The organism is Bacillus sp. AFS015802 (assembly GCF_002561455.1).
Classification (GTDB): Bacteria; Bacillota; Bacilli; order Bacillales; family Bacillaceae_B; genus Rossellomorea.
On the sequence record NZ_NTUP01000004.1, the window covers coordinates 115,065 to 135,862 of the forward strand.

The window sequence follows — 20,798 nt, forward strand, 5'->3', positions numbered from 1 at the left end:
TCAGGGGAGGGAATGAGGGAGGAACTGTCGGTGTTTAAGAAGGCCATATTGTTTTTAACCATATTCGTAACCGCTTTTGTATTGGAAACCGCGAAATTACCAGATATGTTTTACTTTATCCAAGGTATCCCAAGATCCTTAATGTTTAAGCTGGGAAAACGATTCTTGGTCCTCATCTTTTTCATGATCCTGATACTTCTTTTTGGAAAAAAATATATCCACATATTCAGTCTGGATGTACTGAAAGAGAAGAAAATGTATATGTGGATCACAGTCACACTGATCTGTGTGACGTTCTTAAAGCAGACCATAATAGGCTTTGAAGATACATTTGGGCTTATCAGACTGCCGCAGCTTTCCACACTTCATTTGTTTTTCCTATTACTCAATGTTTGCCTCATCGTTCCCATCCAAGAAGAGCTTTTGTATAGAGGTCTTTTGATCATCGTTCCCTCCAAGCGCTGGAAGGTGTTCATGTTCTTCTTTTCTTCCATCACTTTCGCCCTCTTACACCCATTTCCATTGCAGATTATCTGGTTAGGGTTGGGCTTAGGCGTTCTTGCACTTAGATTTAATAATATCTGGGTTCCAATCATAGCTCACTCGCTATGGAATCTGCTAGTTACATATATTAATTTATAAAAATGACTTGAGGTGCCATTTTGAAGGAAATATTCTTATCAATTGATCATTACCATTTAAGAGGCCACATCTGGGGAGAAAATCATTCCCCAACCATCATTTGTCTACATGGATTGGGCAACACAAGTCTGAGTTTTATAGAGATAGCTGAAGAATTAAAAGGAGAGTATCAAATCATTTCAATCGACCTTCCCGGACATGGAAAAAGTGATAAGTTCGCAACCGAGGCAGAGTATGAAATGGAGAATATGACGACTTGGTTGTACCGGGCTCTGGAGAGATTGAATGTAGGGAAATTTTACTTTATGGCCCACTCATACGGTGCAGATATAGCTCTTCATTTCATGAAAAAGTATGGATCATACGTCATCAAAACGTTGCTACTTGATGGTGGCTATACGACCAAGGCTCATTTTTATCACATTGTAGATGAACTGGCATCAAAGCCAGATTGGAAATGGCCGAACATTAACAGTGTAGAAAAGGAGATTGAATACACGGCAGAGTCCTTTGATTCATTTGAATATCCAAGCTATAAAGCTTTTTACGATGAAGAAGCTAAATCATACAGCGATTGGAATGAAGATAAAATAATAGCTTCAAAGGATTACGTCAAAGAAGTTGATGGAAGAGTGAAGCTTATAGCTGATTCAGAAGTCGCCGGTTCAGTGATTAAGTCTATGGCCCGTTCACCTATCAACAAGGTTTATAGTCAATTAGGGGATAATATGTTGTTGCTGGTGGCTACGTTACCTCAAGAGTTTAAGGTGATTAATGACAAATTAATAGAAGATGTGAAGAGCCATTCCAGGATGGGAGTCAAATGGGTAGAGAATGCTACTCATATGTTGCATTGGGATCAGAGAGAAGCGGTTGTGGAGGAAATCAGGAACTACTTTAAACCTGACAGTCAGTCCCCCATTTGCTGACCTACGTGAGCATCCATTCAAGCAGGGATTGATGCTCTTTGTGTTGAAGTCAGTACCAATAACACTAAGGAGTTAAAAAATGAATAGCAATATCGAAAAATATCCAAGCATAAAAGACCTACTCTCACTCCCAACCTTATCAAATACCACTATAAGCGAAGACGGTCAAAATATAGCCTTCGTCAAACAAACAGCGGACTGGGAAGCCAATACATATCAACAACATATATGGATCTATGAAAAAAAGAAGGGCCGATGTTTCCGTATCGACGAAGGGACGTCCCCATCATGGTCTCCAGATTCCAGACAACTCGCTTACCTTCGTTCAGTTGAAAAGAAAAATCAGATTTTTGTAATGTCATTAGATGGCTCTCCTACTGTTCAAATGACGGATCATAAAGAAGGGATAACCCATTTCAAATGGGCTCCAACCGGAAAAGGTTTTTATTACATTGCTCTGTCCAAAGAATCGGAGGAAATCAAGAAGCGAAGGGAAACCTATGGAGATTTCCATCACGTAGGCAGGGAATATCGGCATCACTGTCTGCATTACCTTGAGATCAATGATTCTAGCCGAAAAGAGAAGCCGCTAACGGACGGTCAGGAATTTCACATACTTGAATTTGATATCTCAAGCGATGGAAAAAAGGCTGTGTTACTGACTGCTCCAAGTCCAAACATGGAAGAAATATTTAATAGAAGTCTATCCATACTCGATATTGAAACAGGCGAGCTGCAAAAGTTGAATATCGATAGGTTGCTAGGAGGGAGTGTCTGCTTTTCTTCCGACAACAACCAAATCTGTTATACAGCAAGCATGAGGGAAAAGGATTACTACAAAAACCATATACAGGACAATACTTTGGAAATCTATGATTTGAAAACGGGGGAGTTCACCCGACCACTGTCCAATATGGATAGTTCCGTTATTCCGATACGGTGGACGTCTAAGGGAATTTTTATAACGTGGCAGGATCAAACGAACTATCATATTGGATTGGTAACCGAAAATGGCGTTGTCGGTGATAATAAAGACGGATTTGTAAAGGATGCATCGATCACAAGGGATGGAAATCATCTCACCTATTCCATGGCCAAACCAAATGAAACCTTCGAAATCTATGTAAATGACCAACAAATTACGGATGAAAATTCTTTTTTCAAAGACAAGCGCCAAAGTCACAGGCAAGTCATCTCATGGAAAAGCACGGATGATCTTGAAATAGAAGGGGTCTTAACCACTCCCGCAGATGTTGATCCAAATAAAACATACCCATTACTGGTCCTCATCCACGGCGGTCCGGGATGGGCGTCTTTCCCCATTCATTCCGGCTGTTTCAATGAAAAATATCCTGTTGAGCAGTTTGTGGAAAAAGGCTTTATCGTCCTGGAACCAAACTACAGGGGAAGTTCCGGTTATGGCAATGACTTCTTAACAGCAAACCATCGAAACGTTGGACTCGGGGACTGTGAGGATGTGATATCCGGGGTTGACGCACTCGTTGAAAAGGGTATCGCTGATAAGAAAAGAGTAGGGGTGATGGGATGGAGTCAGGGAGGATTTATATCAGCCTTCTGCTCAATTTATAGTGATCGTTTTAAAGCGGCTTCCGTCGGGGGAGCGATTACAAATTGGAGACATCATTACGTGAATACCGATATACCTTACTTCATTCGTATGCATTTAGGAGATACGCCTTGGAATGACCCTGAGGTGTATGCAAAGACTTCGCCCATGAACTATATCCAATCAGCCTGCACTCCCACCTTGATCCAGCACGGCGACATGGATGCACGGGTTCCCATTTCCAATGCTTATGAGCTTCACAAGGGGTTGAAGGATATGGACGTGGAGACAGAATTCATTATCTTTAAAGGAATGGCCTATAGTCCTGACCAGCCGGGGATGAATGTCGCGATCATGAAGCAGAATTTGATGTGGTTTTCACATTATATACTTGGAGAAAGCAACAACTGGAGGGATTCGTTATGAAGAAGATGCTCCTCTTGGGCGCAAGCGGATTAGTGGGGAAAGCGTTGGTGAAAGAGTGCAAAGGTTCCTTTGAGGTATACGGGACCTATGCAACCAGACCGGTAGATCTTCCCGAAGAAAAACAATTTCAATTAGACATCAGGGATAAGAAAAAAATGAAGGAAGTCATCCAAGACATCAAGCCTGATGTCATCATCTCATGTCTACGTGGTGCCTTCGATCAACAGCTTGAGTTTCACAAGGAGCTTGCACTGGAAATTCAAAACACGGAAAGCACACTCTATTACTTTTCCACGGCCAACGTGTTCGATGGGGACTTCACGAAGCATCATACAGAAGAAGACGAACCTAATGCTGCATCACCTTATGGGCAGTTCAAAGTAGAGTGTGAAACTGCGCTGCAGGAGACTTTAAAGGAACGTGCCGTTATCATACGTATTCCGCAAATATGGGGGAAGAATTCTCCGAGGCTGGACCAGATCAAAAGTGGGATTGAAGAAGGCTCTATTGATGTTTACAGCAATCTGGAGTGTAATCATCTCACGGATGAACTATTGGCCAAACAGTTGATATACATCATTCTTCATCACCTTAAAGGAGTTTTTCATCTGGGTGCGGTCGATATGATGACACAGGCTCAATTCGTTGAGGAATTAGTTGGCAGTCTTACGAATAAAGATATTACGTTTCATGATTGCCTCCTTGAAGATAAACCGGAGACCTTTCATTTTGGGTTGAAGAGCATTCGGAAAAGTCTTCCGGAGCGTTTGTTGAAGACGAATAGGGCATTGGTAAGCGATTTAGTTTAGTCAGATCCTGTTGAAATAGGAGGCTTGTAAATGTTTGATACATTTAATTTTGACCTCATTTATCGTGAACGAAATGATGTAACTCCTTTGGTGGTCATGATGTGTGGTGTGGCTGGTTCCGGTAAAACGACGTTTTCAAAAATATTGGAGCGGGGTGGGTTTGTCCGCCTTTCAATCGATGAAGAAATTTGGGCAACGAATGGCCGGTGGGGGATTGATTTCCCAATGGAAAAGGTTGAGGAGTACAAAAAAGACGCAGAAGAGAAATTGCGCCATCGTTTAATAAAGCTCATTCAAGATAAACAGCAGGTGGTGATTGACTTTAGTTTTTGGGACCGCGCAAGAAGGAACCAATACAAAAAACTGATCGAGGATTCCGGAGGTAAATGGATACTTGTTTATTTAAAGGTTCAACCACATGTTTTACGCGAACGACTTGCGTTACGTAACCAGCGGTTTGATGCCAATTCCTTCCCTATTTCAGAAGAACTTTTAACGTCATATCTTAATGGTTTTGAAATACCTCAAGGAGAAGGGGAAATAGTGATAGACAATTAAAGGGTGGTAAGTAACAGTGCAGCCCCATGCTTTTGAACAAAAGCAGGATTTCCCCTTCCACTCTCAGCATACACAGTGAAAAGGAATGAAAGGAGAAAAAGCATGAATGTTGAAAAACAGATACTAGAATGGTTCACCCATTTCCACGCTCATCCGGAAGTGAGCTGGAAGGAAGTTGAAACGACGAATACAATTGCAGGGATCCTCGATGAACTGAATGTGAGCTACAGGAGATTTTCTGATGTGACAGGGTTGATCGCTGAGATAGGAGAAGGGAAGGAAGTGACGGCTGTACGCGCGGATATCGATGCCCTGTGGCAAGAGGTGGACGGGGGGATGAAAGCGAATCATTCCTGTGGTCATGATGCCAATATGTCGATGGTTCTGGGATCGCTTCTTTATTGCCTTCAGGATCCTCCAAAGGATAAGCGGATCCGTTTCATTTTTCAACCTGCAGAGGAGAAGGGAAATGGATCGCTGACAATGATTGAGAAAGGGGCACTTCTTGATGTCCGTTATTTATTCGGCGTTCATTTGAGACCTAAAGAAGAATTGGATCATGGGTCCTTTTCGCCTTCAGTCCATCACGGAGCAGGGATTTACATGGAAGGGAAAATAAGAGGGGTTGATGCTCATGGTGCGAGACCTCATCAGGGGAAGAATAGCATCGATGTGTTGGCGGCCATTCATGCCTTTTTAAAAACGATCTATTTGTCTCCATTTGAATCGTATTCTGCCAAACTGACAAAGCTCGCTGCAGGAGGGGAGAATCTAAACATCATTCCTGGAAATGCGGAGTTTGCCATCGATGTACGTGCCCAGAAGAATGAGGTGCTGGAAGAAATACAGCGCAGGCTCCAGGATGGGGTCGATGGCATTGCCAAGCTGTACGGAGTCACGATTGAGTATGAATGGGCAGATTATACACCCGGGGCGGAAGTGTCGGAAGAGGCTGAGAGCATCACGAGGGAAGCGATTCGATCCATCGCGGGTGAAGAAGCATTGGCTCCGCCGGTCATTACATCGGGCAGCGATGATTTTCATTTTTACACGATCAAGCATCCGGAAGTGAAGGCGGCGATGATCGGGGTCGGGGCGGATTTGACTCCCGGGCTGCATCATCCGGACATGACATTTAATGTTTCAGCGTTGAATCAAGCTGCAAAAATAATAGCGGAGACGTTAAAAAAAGCATAAATCTAATTGTAAACGGTACCAAAAACGGATTGACGACTCCAGATTCTGCCCTTATGATACTCATATAACGACTATTTAGCGACAATTATAAATAGTCAAAAAACAAAGGGATTTCAAGGGGGAATTTGGATGAAGAAAGAAATGTCTTTTTGGCTGGCAATCATACCATTGCTTGTCATGATCACCGTAATGGCCATTACAATTGTCGTGTTGGAGCAGGGGCCGCACATTCCTCTCATCATCGGGACGGTCACGGCTGCACTTGTCGCCTGGTTTGCGGGGTTCAAGTGGAAGGATATAGAGGAAGCGATGTATAAGGGGATTCGTCTTGCACTACCTGCCGTCGTCATCATCATGCTTGTGGGATTGACGATCGGTGCTTGGATCGGCGGGGGAGTCGTGGCGACGATGATCTATTATGGTCTGAAGATGATCACACCTTCGCTTTTCCTTTTATCGATCGCTGTCATCTGTGCAGTTGTGTCGCTTGCGATCGGGAGTTCCTGGTCAACAATGGGGACCATCGGCGTTGCGGGCATGGGAATCGGCATTAGTATGGGGATTCCGGCTCCGATGATTGCGGGTGCCATTATCTCCGGGGCTTATTTCGGTGATAAGATGTCGCCGCTGTCAGATACAACGAACCTGGCTTCGGGACTGACCAATACGGATCTTTTTGTACATATCCGACATATGCTTTACACAACGATACCGGGCTTTGTGATTGCCCTCGCTGTATATGCTTATTTAGGAAGGAACTTTGGAAAAAGCGGGGTCAATACCGAGGACATTGAAAAAACAATCGGGGTTCTGCAGGACAGCTTTGTCATTTCACCATTTTTACTGATTGTACCACTGCTTGTCATTGTGCTTGTTGCACGAAAGGTTCCTGCCATACCGGCTCTGATCGTGGGGATCATTCTTGGATTTGGGGCACAGGTCTTCATTCAGCATGATTCGTTTGCGGATGCTGTTTCGGCTCTTCAAAGCGGATACGTGATCGAGACGGGAAATACGATGGTCGATGATCTGTTTTCCCGGGGAGGGCTCGATTCCATGATGTACACGGTCTCGATGACGATTGTAGCGATGACCTTCGGTGGGATTTTGGAGCACACAGGTATGCTTCAAGCCATCGTAAACCAGATCCTTAAGGTGACAAAGACAGCGAAAGGCTTGGTGGCTTCCACTGTGGTTTCTTGTTTTGCCACGAATGCATCATGCTCTGAACAGTATATTTCCGTTGTGGTGCCTTCAAGGATGTATGCGAATGCCTATAAGGAAAAAGGGCTGCACTCAAAGAATCTGTCCCGCGCCCTTGAGGATGGAGGGACGTTGACATCCGTCTTTATCCCATGGAATACATGCGGCGTCTTTATTTTAGGAACGCTCGGCGTCCATGCATTCGAGTATGCTCCATATGCGGTGCTGAATTTCATCGTGCCGATCATTTCCATCATCTATGCCTTCACGGGCTTCAGCATTACCAAGCTGAGTGAAACCGAGATGAAGGCAATGGAGCAGGAGGATGCTACACTTTCCTCCTGAACCGGTCAATAGATGGGGAAGGTCAGTTCATAAATGGCGCGCGGCCTTCCTTGAGCATACGTCATTTCTTCTCCAATGATCTTAGCGGAACCGTTGTCGACCAGTTTCTTCAAGATTCGTTCTGCCGAGCGCCTCGTGATTTGCATATAGTCAGAAAGCTCTGCAGCTGTGAAGTCACGGGACGACCGGGATTTCTGGAATTGAATGATTTTGGATAAGTTCGACGGACTTAATTTTAATTGTTTGGCAAGAGACAGCATTTCGGGAGTATCATTTTTCAGATGCTGTTTCTTGCTTTTATCAGGGTAAGGTCCTGACAACTCTTTTTCCTCATTCAGAATAAAGGCGCAGCCATCAGGATCAATCTTTCTGGCATATGACAACGCGGTCTGTGCGTTGGCTTCTGCTTCCGCTGCCGTAGGACCGTATCCGAAGCCTGCAAGAATAGGGTGTTCAAGGAAGTCGGTGCTTTCCAGGAAATGTTCGATGCTCCCCCTATTGCTGTAAATCGTGAAGGAAGCATCGTCCTCATTTTTTTGGAGTGTTCCCTTCATCAAGCGGGCGAGCTCATGAAGACGTTCATGTTCACCATCCCATTCTTGAATGGAAAGACGGGCAGCGGCAATCGTGGCTGCTTTTCGTTTCGAAAGAAGGGATTGGGAATGAGCTTCTTCGATGGCCCGTATCAGCGACTTGGCAGGGTCGATCATTCTCATGCAAGGGATGTGCATCTCGACAAGCCGGTCATAAACCGCATGGATGCTCGTTAAGGCCAACTCGGTTTGACCATCCTGAAATAACTGCCGGTGGAAGTCTGTATAGTCGTTGATGTGAAAGTTGTGGGGCAGGCGCTCTTTATAATCCATTACGTATCGGGGCGGGTTCTTGAGGTGTAAGTCTGACTGGACGTGATCGATGAAAGAAAGATCCATTAAATCGATGGACACGCGGTCTGGTTCAATCCCATGATGGTGCAGGATATAAAGCAGTGATGTCACAAGGGCCGTCTCATCCTGTTCCAGGTAAAGAACCGGGACAGATAGTGTGCGGCAGGCTTGTTCTGAAAAAAAGTAAGGCAGTGCACCGGAAAACAAAACGGCATCACAAGGTGTGAGGTCTTTCATAAGCATGCTTGCTTCCTGGGGTTCATCGTAAATATAGGGGACCAGTTCGATATTGTAAAGATTTGGTGCCACGGACGTCTGGACGTGTTCCATGAATTCTTTCGACCCGATCAGGGCGATTTTCGTTTTCATGACAATCTCCTTTCTGAATTAACGACTATATAACGACATTATACCAAGAGGAAATAAAATTTGTTAGTTTAAGGGGCGTTTAACATATGATCATAAAAAAAATAAATTTGTATGCCATCCGATTACCACTGAAACAGCCTTTTATCATAAGTTACCATACCTATGATGATATGCCTTCTATCATTTTGGAAATGGAGACGGACGAAGGAATCATTGGATATGGTGAAGCGGTGGCGGATGAACATGTGACAGGCGAAACGTGGGAAAGCACATTTCAAGTGCTGCAGCATACCCTCGCCCCGAAACTGATCGGGGAGAATCCGTTTCATATTGAAAAAATCCATGAGCTGATGGATCAAGCCATTTGCAATGCCCCGACAGCAAAGGCGGCCATCGATATCGCTTGCTATGATGCTATTGGAAAAAAAGTGAATCAACCCGTTTATCAGCTCCTCGGCGGCCGTTATCATGACGAATTCCAGATCACCCATGTCCTGAGCATAACAGAGCCGGATACGATGGCAGACGAAGCAGCCAGTATGATCGAGAAAGGTTTTCAATCCTTTAAAATGAAGGTTGGAACCGATATCGACCAGGACATTGAACGAATACGGAAAGTCAGGGAACGTGTCGGGTTGGACGTGCCGATCCGGGTAGATGTGAACCAGGGCTGGAAGAACAGCAGTCAGACGATGAAGGCCCTGCGGCACCTGCAAGACTTGAACATCGATTGGCTGGAGCAGCCCGTTTTGGCAGATGATATAGATGGCATGGTCCGGATCAAATCGAGGACAGATATCCCCCTCATGATCGATGAAGGGCTGAAAGGCGTACGTGACATGCGTGAGATCATCGGGAAGCAGGCAGCGGATAAAGTGAATATCAAATTGATGAAAAGCGGAGGAATCTACCCGGCCGTGAAGCTTGCCCACATGGCTGAGATGGCAGGGATGGAATGCCAGGTTGGTTCGATGGTCGAGTCATCGATCGCGTCAGCAGCCGGATTCCATGTGGCTTTTTCCAAAAAGATCATCACTAGTGTAGAATTGACGGGTCCGATTAAGTTTTCAAAGGACATCGGAGACCTGCATTATGACGTCCCCTATATCCGACTGTCTGAAAAAGCGGGCCTCGGTGTTAACGTAAATAAAGATATATTGGAAGAGTTGACGGAGTTTAAAAGTATCGTAGAGTAAGGAGCATGGGATCATGGATCATCTATTTGAAGGGTTTCTTGACAATGAATCATACACTGTCCGTTTGTTAAGTAAAGAAGATATAAGTCAAGTACAGCAGCTGCAGGAGCTTGTCGTGGAGACATTGACGGAAAAGAAGAATCTACAGCCCCTGACGTATGAGGAATTGGACTATATATTAACCGGAAACGGGCTGATGATCGGAGCCTTTATAGAGAAGGGATTAATCGCATTCCGCGCCTTGTTGATCCCCCCGATCGATGAAGAGCATCTGGGGCTGGATGTTGGACTCGAGGCAGAGGAACTGCCAAGGGTCATCTATCAGGAAATCTCAAATGTACACCCGGATTACAGGGGAAACCGGCTTCAGCAAACTCTGGCCCATTTGATCATGCAGGAGCAGGTGAAGCTGGATCAAGGGTTCACCTATGTGGCATGCACCGTCGCTCCCTTTAATATTCCCAGTTTAAAAGATAAGTTCAAGCAGGGAATGGAGATTGCTGCCCTTAAGATCAAGTACGTCGATCAATTGCGCTATGTGTTCATTAAGCGTCTTGATGGAGAGGATCGAGAGGGAGAGATCTCAGAGATTGCCAGAGTTCCGATGGGGGATGTCGAGGGTCAGCAGGCTTTATTGCAAGAAGGCTGGCGCGGCATTTCGATGGAGGAGGAAGATGATGGCGGGTATAGGGTGTTGTATGTGAGAAGGCAGTCAATGACCTCTATTAAAATAGCTGAATTGCAGTGAAGGCAGATGAATTCATCCTTCCTTTTGAGTATCCTCTGATTCATAAGCGGAGTTTCTCCGGTTATCCTGCAAAAGAGGACTAGGTTCGGGGGAAATAAGCGGAGTTTTTCCGTTTAAGGCAAGGGAGGATGGTTCATTTTAAAGCTTTTGGAGTAAATAGGCGGAATATTTCCGGCTATTACTCGATATTTCGCGCAGAATTCCTCGATAAGCGGAATATTTCCGCTTATGTTGGAGGTTTATTTTTATAAGACTTATTGTGTATGTAGAAATCGCTGAAAAAATGCTTGGAGCATCTCTCTCCAAGCATTTTTTCTTTATAAAGTCTTCACAGGCTCATTCGACAGCATGCCTGATGGAACTTCCTTAAACATACGAGGCTTTGTCTTCAACAACGAAAACAACACACAACCCGCCAAAACAATCACACTTCCAACAGCCTGAAGCCCATTCATCTTTTCTCCCAAAAAGACAAACGCCAACAAAGCCGTGAAGATAGGATTAAAGTTCAAGAACAATCCCGACGTACTTGGCCCCAGCTTATTCACTCCCACATTCCAAAGCACCATGCAAACCACCGTGGAGATCACACCGGTATACAAAATTGATTGCACGAATGAAGCATCGACATTGGTCACACGGAAATTATGAAGATTGAAAGGCAGCAGGATAAGAAGTCCGAATATCCCTGAGTAAAGAATCGACATCATCGGTGTGACGCTCTTCATCGCCCATTTGCTGCAAACGGAATAGAAGCCCCACATCACAACGGCAGCGAGCATGTATAGATCTCCTTCGTTGAATCGCAGGGAAGAGATCATCTCCATTTTCCCTTTGGACAGGACAAGCAACACGCCAAAGAGGGACATGAACATGGAGGCAAGTTGAAAGGCGTTCATTTTTTCCTTGAGAAAAATAAAAGAGATTCCGGCAATCGAAAACATATTTAACGTGGAAATCAGGCCAACATTCGTGGCAGAGGTTTTCTCAAGTGCCATAAATTGAAGTGCCTGAAAGAGGGCAACCCCTGTCAGCCCCATCAAACATAATGGGAGAATCGATCGTACAGGTGGAACGAGCTTCTTTTCCTTCCACCAGACCATCGGGAACAGGCAGACGATGGCGATCGCCCATCTCAATATCGTCAACGTTCCCGGAGATGCATGCTCCACAAGTGTTTTCCCCACGATGAAATTACCTCCCCATAGAAGGCTGGTCAGTAACAGTAGATAATGATATTTCACGTCATTCAGCTCCATTTCGAAGAGCCACTGTGCACAATGACATTTACTATAAGAATAATTTTAACATTTTATCCGATTTGCAAAAGAACATATTGTATAATGAAGATTAATCGAAATAATTGAAAGTATGATAGAGTATCAGATTATAAAAATTCATTTATACATCGTTTTATCAGTGGTTTTTGGAACAATTGAAAAGGGTGGTAGAATCATGGAATCAGTTGTAAGCAGGGTGTTGGATCAAATGGATCTTCAGCTTTTGGATTTGCTGCAAAAGGACGGTCAGCTGAGCAATCTTGAATTATCGAAGCGGGTCAATTTATCGGCACCGGCCGTACACGCACGAATCAAGCGGTTGGAGACGGAAGGATATATCAAGAAGCAGGTAGCCATTCTGAATCACGAAAAACTGGGATTTGATCTACTATGCTTTGTGTTCATGAGCACGAATGAACACAGAACGGAAAAGCTGGAAGCAGTGGAAGGGACCCTGGAATCGATGGAGGAAGTCCTGGAATGTCATTGCTTGACCGGGGAATATGATTATCTACTGAAAGTCGCATGCAAGGATCGAAAGGGACTGGAGCTATTTATCAGAAGGTTGAATGAAATGGGGATCACGAAGATTCAGACGAGTTTGGCGTTGAGGGAGATTAAGGACTCGACGGTTCTGCCGATATTGGGGGAGTGAGTGGGGTTCAGCCCCCGCATTCAGAAACGTAAATATAATGATCTTTGGAGAGGGGTAAGTCGATGATCGGAATAAGTATAGCGACGAAGTGGGAATTTGATGCAACATTGGAGTACTTCAGCGTAAAAGATAATGAGCGTTTCGCATATCCTTACGGCGAGTATTTCATCAGAACCATTCAAGATACTGAACTTGTTTTTTACAGTACGGGTGTGAGAAAAGTAAATGGTGTTGGTGGTAATCAGTATATGATTTCTAGATTTCATTTAACGAAAGTCATCGTTGCCGGAACCTGTGCAGGGATAGATGATCAATTCAGTAATTTGGATATTTTTGTACCCGATAAAGCGGTTCAATATGATTGCACAGTAAAAGAAATCGAGCCTTTTATTAAGCAATCCTTTATCGTCGATATTAATCTATCAAAATACGGAAATGATTTTTATACCGGAACCATAGGCACCGCTGATAAAGCCGTAGTGATGTGGAAGGACTATGAAGAACTTAAAGAAAACGGAATCACGATAGCCGATACAGAAGCGGGTGCAATCGCTTATATCTGCAGGAAGAATGATGTTGAATGCATCATTATTAAAGGCATATCTGATTTTCCAACAGATGAACGAAACTCTGATAAAGTCGAATCAAACAATGAACAAATCAATGTTTATATAGAAAATACACCGAAAGTGATGAACAAAATATTTGAGGACTATTTAAAAAGGTTTATATAAATCTCTTTAAAGTCTGGCTGTTTGTCGTGCACAAATCATGTTTTTCATGATAGAAAACCAGGGGACACGGAATTAATAAGAGTAGAAGTTCCATTGATTGATACAACAGTTATTCATGCAATTGAAGCAGTAAGTAAGGCTCTAAAAAAAAGGCTTCTTAAAGTAGCGGAGGCAAAAAGGCTGGAATAAATCATGGCAAAAAAAGAAGCACCGAAAATTCAAACAGAACGATTGGTTTTACGTCCGAGAGCGGAAAAAGACATTCCCAATATGATGAAAATGTTGAACAATGATGAAGTAAAAGAATTTCTTGGAATTAATCCCCCTCGTGATGAACACTCAATGTTAGAAATGGTTAGGAATCGTACAGAAACAAAATGGACGGTCGCCTTAAAAGATACGGATGAATTCATCGGTGATGTAATGATTCCAGAAATAGCAGAAGGTTATCTTGGGGAAATTGGTTATCGCTTCATGAGGGAGCATTGGGGAAGCGGTTTTGCGTATGAAGCGGTTTCCGCGGTCATTGAGCATAGTAAAAGCACATTAAACCTTAAACGCCTATTTGCTACTATAGATAATAAAAATATCCCGTCAAAAAAGTTAATTGAAAAACTCGGATTTACTTTGGTGGCGGTGTTGCCTGAATCGCATTTACACGGACGAGTTGCCGATGTAGCTTACTATTCTCGTATATTATAAGCATCCTTACGCTCTCCTGAGAAAAATGAACAAACTGGTGAGTGTTTAAATGGGGGGTATTTTGGGTCAAGCAATATGATTTTAGTGAAGAGTATTAGATTTAAAGAGTGACTAAAAAACAGATGGTGAATTTGAAAGAGTATTTAGTCGTTGTGAATAACGTGCTTATTCCACTAACGGGAGCTTATCTAGAATATGGATAAGCTTCTTTTCGTTTGAAGTTTTTCTTGAGTAAGATGCTCGATTTTGAAATAATTGGATATGTATCAGGTCTTATTCTTTTCGGAGGTAAGAAATGGAGAACCATAATAAAAAAGATTCATTTAAAATTCAAAATAAATATAGACAAAAAATTAGTAGAAAAAGAAAATATAATAATAAATTTGAAGTAATATTTTTAGCAATCATTTTCTTAACAAAATAGTTAAATGGCTTGACTAAATGATTTTACACTTCATTTAGGGAAACGAAGATCATTCAATTCATAAAGCTAATTGCCTTGTTCTACTAAAGGGAGGTTTGTGGAATAAAAACATTTTGAATAAGGAAATTGAAGTTCTAAACTTTGTAAAAGGAGATGTAGAATGAAAGGATTAATAGTAAAATCCCCTTGGATTGAACTAATATTGGAAGGCAAAAAGACTTGGGAAATCAGGGGTTCCAATACAAAAATACGAGGAACTATTGCTCTGATAAAGAGTGGTTCAGGTATGGTTTCTGGTGAAGTGAATTTAAGGGATAGTAAAGAGTTGACCCTAAAGGATTACCAAGTAAGCAATGAATTTCACCGTGTTCAAAGTAAGAATTTTCAAGCATTACCTTATAAAAAGACTTATGCTTGGGTTCTTGAAAAACCTCACATTTATGAAGAACCCATTCCATATGAGCATCCTATGGGGGCAATAATCTGGTTCAACCTTTCCAGATAAAATCTTACTGTCTTGTTCCGGTATAGGTGGCAATAACTGAAGATCAGCTAATTGATCGCCGGATACTGCCCTTCTTCAATTAATGGGCAGTATCGTTTAATAAAGAAATCAGAATTTGTTTCTATTAATGATAAGGTTAATTTGATTAATTGTTATTAGAAGGGAGTTTTCATATGGAAAAATATAAAGTAATTTTATTTGATTTAGATGGAACACTTTCAGACCCAAAGGTAGGAATAACCAAATCCGTTCAATATGCGTTACATAAAATGAACATTGTTGAGCCCGATCTTGATAAACTTGAATGTTTTATTGGACCTCCATTACAAGTGTCATTTGCTGAATATTACAATTTTGATGTGACAAACACCCAAAAAGCAATAGATTTATATAGGGAGAGGTTTAAGGAAATAGGAATGTTTGAAAATGAGTTATATGCAAATATTCCTTTGCTATTAAAATCGTTAAAAGAACAAGGCTTTACATTAGTTGTTGCGACATCTAAGCCTACTGTTTTCGCTGAGGAAATTCTAAAGCATTTTAATATTGAGCAGTATTTTGAACTTATTGTAGGAAGTAACCTTGATGGAACAAGAGCTTCAAAAACTGAAATCATTCAATACATACTAAATAAATATACTGAATATACACTTGGGAACTTTATTATGATAGGAGATAGAAAGCACGATATTATTGGGGCAATTAATACTGGGATTGACTCTATTGGAGTTACTTATGGGTATGGTTCATGTGAAGAATTAAGTCATTGTAACCCCACTTTTATTGTTGATAAAGTTGACCAGGTGAAAGATATTCTGATGGGTAGCGAAGTGAAGTAAATAGTATCTTACTTAATCAGCTAAATGAGGCAATAACTTAAGATCAGTAAATTGATCCGGCTATTGCCTTTCTTCAATTATCGGGCAGTTTAATGGTGTACGTTACCAATATTAATCAAAGGCAAAAGGAAGGAAAGATAATATGGAGTTCTTGTTGGTTTTCAGTCTTCATTTTTTAGTAATGGGGGTCATTAGTTATGTTGTTAAGTGGTTTTGTTGCATTTTTTATTAGAAGAATTCACTTTTTATTTATTGTACTAATCAGTATGCTAGCAGGATATTTATATTCTATCGTATTCGAAGTACCAATCTTAGCCTTGTTTTCAATTGGGTTTAATGCAATTTTATCTCTTATAGGTATTGGCTTGGTTAAAGCTGTTTTATATGCAAAAGAAAAAGCAGAAGAAAGTTTTAATTAATCTTCTGCTATCGGGGGCAATAACTGAAGATCAGCTAATGAATCCAGCTATTGACCTTATTCAATTATTGAGCAGGTGAATGGAATCAGGGGAATATCGGTGAGTTAAGTGTTGCATATTTTACAACAATCAAGAATAGAAAATAGAGACAAACTTTGTATTGAATGGGGTGTCTCTATGCTATTTCTTACTAAAACCAATCAAATAAAACTCTGTGGAAGAACGGCTTGTGCAAGTTGGGATGAATTATCAACAGGTTTACTCTATATGGAGGATCGATCCTCACATACATACTTTTAATGGTACGGGACTATCAACAAGCAGAGGATTTAACACAGGAGACCTTTTTGAAAGCCTACAGAAGTAAACAACAATTTAAAGAGAAATCCTCTGTGAAAACATGGCTATTTTCCAGTACTAATCGGTTGGGAGGTCAGGCTAAGCAACAGAGCTGATATATAGACGGAAAGATTCCGCTTAATTAGTCATTACTATTAAAAAAGGCTTAAATAGAAGGAAGAATTCCGCCTATTTACTTGAAAATACAAAAAAGGTTGGATTTTTCTGTGCTTAAGCGGAAATCGTCCGCCTATTTATCCAAAAAACAAGGTCCGAGCTTAGTATAACCGGAAAATCTCCGCTTACAAACTGGCCAAATTTAATACAGTGAGTTCTACTATATATATATTTGGTAAAATATAACTGTCTGATTTAAGGCAAGAGGAGAATGGAAGTTCCTACAATCTCCACTGCACTGTACAAACAAGGATGTGAATAAATGTTTGTAGCTCAAATAATATTTATTTCAATAGGAGTACTCACTATTATTATGGGGTTGTTGGTATGGAAAAAACGTTGCTACAAATTGATGGCAGGATATGAGGAAGGCAGCATCAAGAATGAATCTGCGTTTGGAAAAGTGAATGGAATTTTCGTTATGGTCATGGGGATGTGGACCATTGTTTTTAGTTTCTTTATGGATGAGCTGACGGTAGGTGTCTTTATTGGTGTGGTGATTGTGATTGTCAGTGCACAGATCGTGATAAATGTTAGGATGGCTAAACATGAAAGTTAGCTAGTGGGGTGAAACGAAAAGTATTTTTTGTTTCATTTTGTGGTAAAATATAGATAAAGGAGGGGTTTGTGATGATTATTGAAGAAGGGAAAATAAATTCTGCTGCCTTGATTTTAGATAACATCGATTATGAAAAAGACCCTGCATTTGTGTTTCTCATGTTAGCGCATGCCACTGAAATGAAACATCATCGTTTTGTACGGAAAATACTACACACTGAAGATACAGTTTTTAAACAGAAAATGAATTCTCTTGATGAATATAAAAACTTGCTCGTGTCACTGTCAGAAGCATTGAGGGATATGGCCATGCCTCCTGTGGAGAATTTGGCTGTCACGAAATACTTTCTCGATTCCCTGTTCTTACTTATCTCAGACAAGGGATCTTTGAAATATGATTACCAGCACGACTATCTTTATTCTTCCAATATGATCTGCAATGGCTTGAAAATTTCTAAGGCTACTCTAAGTCGCTATGTAAATCTTGGTTTAGAGGTGGTTGATACAAATAAACATAATCGATATCCTGCTCATGTGACATTTTATTGGAAGGACAGCTTGTGGTCATCGCGTATACAAGCCATATTTCAGGCATTTAAGATCCGTAACCGTACCCGGTTGGATATCATCAAAGAGTTGGAAGAAGAAAAACGTACGTATGAAAAGAGCCACGGGAATAAATCTTTTTATGAAGTCTACGCCCAAGTTAAGAATCCAGATGAATTAGAAGATCCCGAGAAATATTATGACTGGAAAGACATAATGGATGAGTTAGAGGAACTTACAAATGAAGATCAATCAGACTGATCGGATTCAACATATTCAACGACTCTTCGAATCAAATCCGGATGTATTTGATTTTAATAAACCCGAGGTACTTGAAATTAGTATAAAAGGTTCTAAGCGAGTGACGGCTGTTCTTCCCTACTTGCATCACCGGTTGTATGGTCCTTCTAACAATCTTATTGCCTATGGAAAAAGCTGTTTCGTTGAATAACTAATTTTCATTTAGTTCACGGATTAATTCTATATCTTCCTCGCCGATTTGATCCATTTTTGATGTATTCTTACTCAATGTCTTAATTGAAATAGGTTTCTTGTTATCTAACGTGATTTCATATTGCCCATTTAAATCAGTGTATATCACTTGAAGAGATGTAATGTTGTAATTTTCCCCGAGCCCTTCTATTATTTCTTTTGTCAGTGTGGCAGGCATTTTAGAACTTTCCTCGGAAGAAATTTTCTTACGGTTGATAATTCCTAGAAGATAAATCTTTTGATACACTGGGATATTCTTTGAATATTCACCATTAGCTAAAACCGAGCTAAACAAGAAAGCGTCGGGCAACTCAATATTGTCTCTATATGAATCTTTTATCGTATTGTAATCATCCTGGAATTCATCATTCACCTCATTTGCTAGTTTTTCATCAACAATTAGATTATGTAAAAGATCATAGGAAAATCGGCTTCCTAATTGTGGGAGGTACACTTCATAAGAGGAATCTTCGATGTTGAATGGTGGTTTGGGGACACTTTCATTAAAGCCATAGACTTGCTCCACATAATCAGTGATTTTTGCTTTTGCTATATAACTACCGAAAGGGATCCCTTTAAAAATAGAGTAGATCAATATAATCAAAAAAGAGAAAATTAGTAACATGAGCATGTTGAAGATCCGTTTTTTATTCATATAAAGTCACTCCATACGATAATAAGGTGTTTAGCAATACTTACACTGGATTCTGTTTATGAAAAGGTATATACAGAAGGACACCAACAAACACCAACATAATCATGGCAAGCGATAACCCTATAAAAGCCAATAGTTTCTCTTCATTCTTTTTCTTAAAGGCTAAAACACTGAATAGCAGCGTTAATGAGATACCGGTGAATTGTAAACCTACAAAATAGTCCGGGAAAAAATTCGTTAACAAAGGGTGAAAAATCAACAAGGTTCCTAATCCAATAGCTGAATAGCTTAACCAAGAAAATCTTTTTTCTGTCACGATCACACCACCTGTTAGGAGTTTGTATAAATCTGTACAGTGTAATTATACACTTTAAGGATTTATTTACAACTAAATTTATTTGAAAAAAATACCATCCATTTAAAAAAATGATGAGCATTCTCGTTGTTTTACATATTATTACCTTTCCGCCAATCCCCCTTTTGTGTTTCCACCATAACTCAACCCACAAATATTTGTGTCCCGAGCACGTTGTTTCCGAGCCACTATTCCCGTTATAATTTTCTTAAGATTTACATTTCTTCGTTTAATCACCTCGCACTTGAGGTAACAGTCACTATAAGGAGGTGTTGTAATCATGGAAGCAATCAGTAAGCGTTTTTTCATGTTTCTTTCTCACAATAAGGCATTGGATAAAATGGCTAAACGGTGGGGATCGAAATTTGGGGCTAACAAGCTTGTGGGGGGAGAAACCTTTGTACAAGCGATTCCATTGATTACGCAATTGAACGAGGAGGGATTCCAGGTAACGGTCGATCATCTTGGTGAGTTCGTCGATTCCACAGAGGTGGTGCGGGAGAATGTCCAAGGATGCATCCAGAGTATCAGTGCCATTGCCTATCATGGGCTTGAGACTGAAATCTCTGTCAAACTGACTTCCCTGGGATTGGATATCAGTCAAGATCTTGTCATGGAAAACATGGAGTTGATTCTGTCGAAGGCAAATGAAAGCGGAATCACGGTCACTCTCGATATGGAGGATTCCTCGAGGTGCCATGCCATCCTTGACGTTTACAAGAAGCTCCGTCAAAAGTACGACAATGTGGGGACGGTGATTCAATCCTATCTCTATGTTTCAGAGGAGGATGTGGATGATCTTAATCAGTTCTCCCCTTATTTGAGGCTTGTGAAGGGTGCATATAATGAATCGGGTAAAGTGGCGTTCCAGGAGAAGAAGAAGGTGGATGAGAATCTTAAGCATCTCATCAAGAAGCAACTCTTGAACGGCCATTATACAGCGATCGCAAGCCATGACGAAGCGATTATCGATTACACCATCGGATTAGTGAAAGAACACAATATCCCGAACGATCGCTTCGAGTTTCAAATGCTTTACGGAATGCGGAACCAATTGCAATCCGAATTGTTAGCAAAAGGATACACCGTCCGCATTTACCTGCCATATGGCGAGGATTGGTTCGGGTATTTCATGCGACGCCTGGCGGAACGGCCGGCAAACATCGCATTCGCACTGAAAGGGATTTTCAGCAAGTAACTTTTTTATAAAAAACATCCAGACAGAATGTAATCAGAAAGGAA

The 20,798-nt window shown here is 41.3% G+C and carries 23 protein-coding genes; 19 read left to right on the forward strand and 4 right to left on the reverse strand.

Going from position 1 to position 20,798, the window contains the following annotated elements; genetic code table 11:
- Nucleotides 1-30: 30 nt before the first annotated feature.
- The 7 genes from CN378_RS02950 to nhaC all read left to right on the forward strand — a co-directional run bounded on the left by CN378_RS02950 (nucleotide 31) and on the right by nhaC (nucleotide 7,676).
- A complete protein-coding gene (locus CN378_RS02950; protein ID WP_179884782.1) occupies nucleotides 31-642 on the forward strand; it encodes a CPBP family intramembrane glutamic endopeptidase in 612 nt (203 codons plus the stop codon).
- A 20-nt stretch (nucleotides 643-662) separates the two neighbouring features.
- On the forward strand, nucleotides 663-1,571 hold the full coding sequence (locus tag CN378_RS02955) for an alpha/beta fold hydrolase (protein ID WP_179884783.1): 909 nt from the start codon (nucleotides 663-665) through the stop codon (nucleotides 1,569-1,571).
- 79 nt (nucleotides 1,572-1,650) lie between these two features.
- Nucleotides 1,651-3,564, forward strand: a complete 1,914-nt coding sequence (locus tag CN378_RS02960) for a S9 family peptidase (RefSeq protein ID WP_098350446.1) — start codon at nucleotides 1,651-1,653, stop codon at nucleotides 3,562-3,564.
- On the forward strand, nucleotides 3,561-4,373 hold the full coding sequence (locus CN378_RS02965; protein ID WP_098350447.1) for a sugar nucleotide-binding protein: 813 nt from the start codon (nucleotides 3,561-3,563) through the stop codon (nucleotides 4,371-4,373). The genes CN378_RS02960 and CN378_RS02965 overlap by 4 nt, the downstream gene beginning before the upstream one ends.
- 30 nt (nucleotides 4,374-4,403) lie before the next feature.
- Nucleotides 4,404-4,931 (forward strand): P-loop nucleotide/nucleoside kinase family protein, encoded by a 528-nt coding sequence (locus CN378_RS02970; protein WP_098350448.1) that lies wholly within the window; start codon nucleotides 4,404-4,406, stop codon nucleotides 4,929-4,931.
- Between the two features lie 102 nt (nucleotides 4,932-5,033).
- Nucleotides 5,034-6,128, forward strand: coding sequence for an amidohydrolase (locus tag CN378_RS02975; RefSeq protein WP_098350449.1), 1,095 nt, complete (start codon nucleotides 5,034-5,036; stop codon nucleotides 6,126-6,128).
- A gap of 129 nt (nucleotides 6,129-6,257) precedes the next feature.
- Complete coding sequence (gene nhaC, locus CN378_RS02980; RefSeq protein WP_098350450.1) at nucleotides 6,258-7,676, forward strand: Na+/H+ antiporter NhaC; 1,419 nt, start codon at nucleotides 6,258-6,260, stop codon at nucleotides 7,674-7,676.
- Nucleotides 7,677-7,681: 5 nt separating this feature from the next.
- Here nhaC and CN378_RS02985 read toward each other — a convergent pair whose 3' ends face one another.
- The gene (locus tag CN378_RS02985; RefSeq protein WP_098350451.1) at nucleotides 7,682-8,932 is read right to left on the reverse strand and encodes a transcriptional regulator; all 1,251 of its coding nucleotides are present in this window, start codon (nucleotides 8,930-8,932) and stop codon (nucleotides 7,682-7,684) included.
- 86 nt (nucleotides 8,933-9,018) lie between these two features.
- Between CN378_RS02985 and CN378_RS02990 the strand changes: the two genes are divergently transcribed.
- A complete protein-coding gene (locus CN378_RS02990) occupies nucleotides 9,019-10,128 on the forward strand; it encodes a mandelate racemase/muconate lactonizing enzyme family protein (protein WP_098350452.1) in 1,110 nt (369 codons plus the stop codon).
- A 13-nt stretch (nucleotides 10,129-10,141) separates the two neighbouring features.
- On the forward strand, nucleotides 10,142-10,876 hold the full coding sequence (locus CN378_RS02995) for an N-acetyltransferase (protein WP_098350453.1): 735 nt from the start codon (nucleotides 10,142-10,144) through the stop codon (nucleotides 10,874-10,876).
- Nucleotides 10,877-11,193: 317 nt separating this feature from the next.
- Here CN378_RS02995 and CN378_RS03000 read toward each other — a convergent pair whose 3' ends face one another.
- Nucleotides 11,194-12,135: a DMT family transporter gene (locus CN378_RS03000; protein WP_179884784.1), complete on the reverse strand. Its 942-nt coding sequence runs from the start codon at nucleotides 12,133-12,135 to the stop codon at nucleotides 11,194-11,196.
- A gap of 196 nt (nucleotides 12,136-12,331) precedes the next feature.
- On the opposite strand from CN378_RS03000, the gene CN378_RS03005 reads away from it, so the two are divergent.
- The 9 genes from CN378_RS03005 to CN378_RS03045 all read left to right on the forward strand — a co-directional run bounded on the left by CN378_RS03005 (nucleotide 12,332) and on the right by CN378_RS03045 (nucleotide 18,315).
- Nucleotides 12,332-12,811: an Lrp/AsnC family transcriptional regulator gene (locus CN378_RS03005; RefSeq protein WP_098350454.1), complete on the forward strand. Its 480-nt coding sequence runs from the start codon at nucleotides 12,332-12,334 to the stop codon at nucleotides 12,809-12,811.
- Between the two features lie 62 nt (nucleotides 12,812-12,873).
- Entirely contained in the window at nucleotides 12,874-13,545 is a 672-nt protein-coding gene (locus CN378_RS03010) for a 5'-methylthioadenosine/S-adenosylhomocysteine nucleosidase family protein (RefSeq protein ID WP_098350455.1), read from the forward strand.
- Between the two features lie 192 nt (nucleotides 13,546-13,737).
- Entirely contained in the window at nucleotides 13,738-14,247 is a 510-nt protein-coding gene (locus CN378_RS03015) for a GNAT family N-acetyltransferase (protein WP_098350456.1), read from the forward strand.
- Between the two features lie 584 nt (nucleotides 14,248-14,831).
- A complete protein-coding gene (locus tag CN378_RS03020; RefSeq protein ID WP_098350457.1) occupies nucleotides 14,832-15,176 on the forward strand; it encodes an ASCH domain-containing protein in 345 nt (114 codons plus the stop codon).
- Between the two features lie 173 nt (nucleotides 15,177-15,349).
- Nucleotides 15,350-16,015: an HAD family hydrolase gene (locus CN378_RS03025; RefSeq protein WP_098350458.1), complete on the forward strand. Its 666-nt coding sequence runs from the start codon at nucleotides 15,350-15,352 to the stop codon at nucleotides 16,013-16,015.
- Nucleotides 16,016-16,212: 197 nt separating this feature from the next.
- Nucleotides 16,213-16,434, forward strand: a complete 222-nt coding sequence (locus CN378_RS03030; RefSeq protein WP_098350459.1) for a hypothetical protein — start codon at nucleotides 16,213-16,215, stop codon at nucleotides 16,432-16,434.
- Nucleotides 16,435-16,712: 278 nt separating this feature from the next.
- A complete protein-coding gene (locus CN378_RS03035; RefSeq protein ID WP_306471832.1) occupies nucleotides 16,713-16,889 on the forward strand; it encodes an RNA polymerase sigma factor in 177 nt (58 codons plus the stop codon).
- Between the two features lie 323 nt (nucleotides 16,890-17,212).
- A complete protein-coding gene (locus CN378_RS03040; protein ID WP_098350461.1) occupies nucleotides 17,213-17,509 on the forward strand; it encodes a DUF3784 domain-containing protein in 297 nt (98 codons plus the stop codon).
- A gap of 71 nt (nucleotides 17,510-17,580) precedes the next feature.
- Nucleotides 17,581-18,315 carry a hypothetical protein gene (locus tag CN378_RS03045; RefSeq protein WP_098350462.1) on the forward strand — a complete coding sequence of 245 codons (735 nt, stop codon included), beginning with the start codon at nucleotides 17,581-17,583 and terminating at the stop codon, nucleotides 18,313-18,315.
- A gap of 190 nt (nucleotides 18,316-18,505) precedes the next feature.
- Here CN378_RS03045 and CN378_RS03055 read toward each other — a convergent pair whose 3' ends face one another.
- Both CN378_RS03055 and CN378_RS03060 read right to left on the reverse strand, forming a co-directional pair.
- Entirely contained in the window at nucleotides 18,506-19,201 is a 696-nt protein-coding gene (locus CN378_RS03055) for a YfjL-like protein (RefSeq protein ID WP_098350464.1), read from the reverse strand.
- A gap of 40 nt (nucleotides 19,202-19,241) precedes the next feature.
- Nucleotides 19,242-19,517, reverse strand: a complete 276-nt coding sequence (locus tag CN378_RS03060; RefSeq protein WP_098350465.1) for a hypothetical protein — start codon at nucleotides 19,515-19,517, stop codon at nucleotides 19,242-19,244.
- Between the two features lie 319 nt (nucleotides 19,518-19,836).
- On the opposite strand from CN378_RS03060, the gene CN378_RS03065 reads away from it, so the two are divergent.
- Nucleotides 19,837-20,754 (forward strand): proline dehydrogenase family protein, encoded by a 918-nt coding sequence (locus CN378_RS03065; RefSeq protein ID WP_098350466.1) that lies wholly within the window; start codon nucleotides 19,837-19,839, stop codon nucleotides 20,752-20,754.
- The last annotated feature ends 44 nt before the right edge of the window (nucleotides 20,755-20,798 follow it).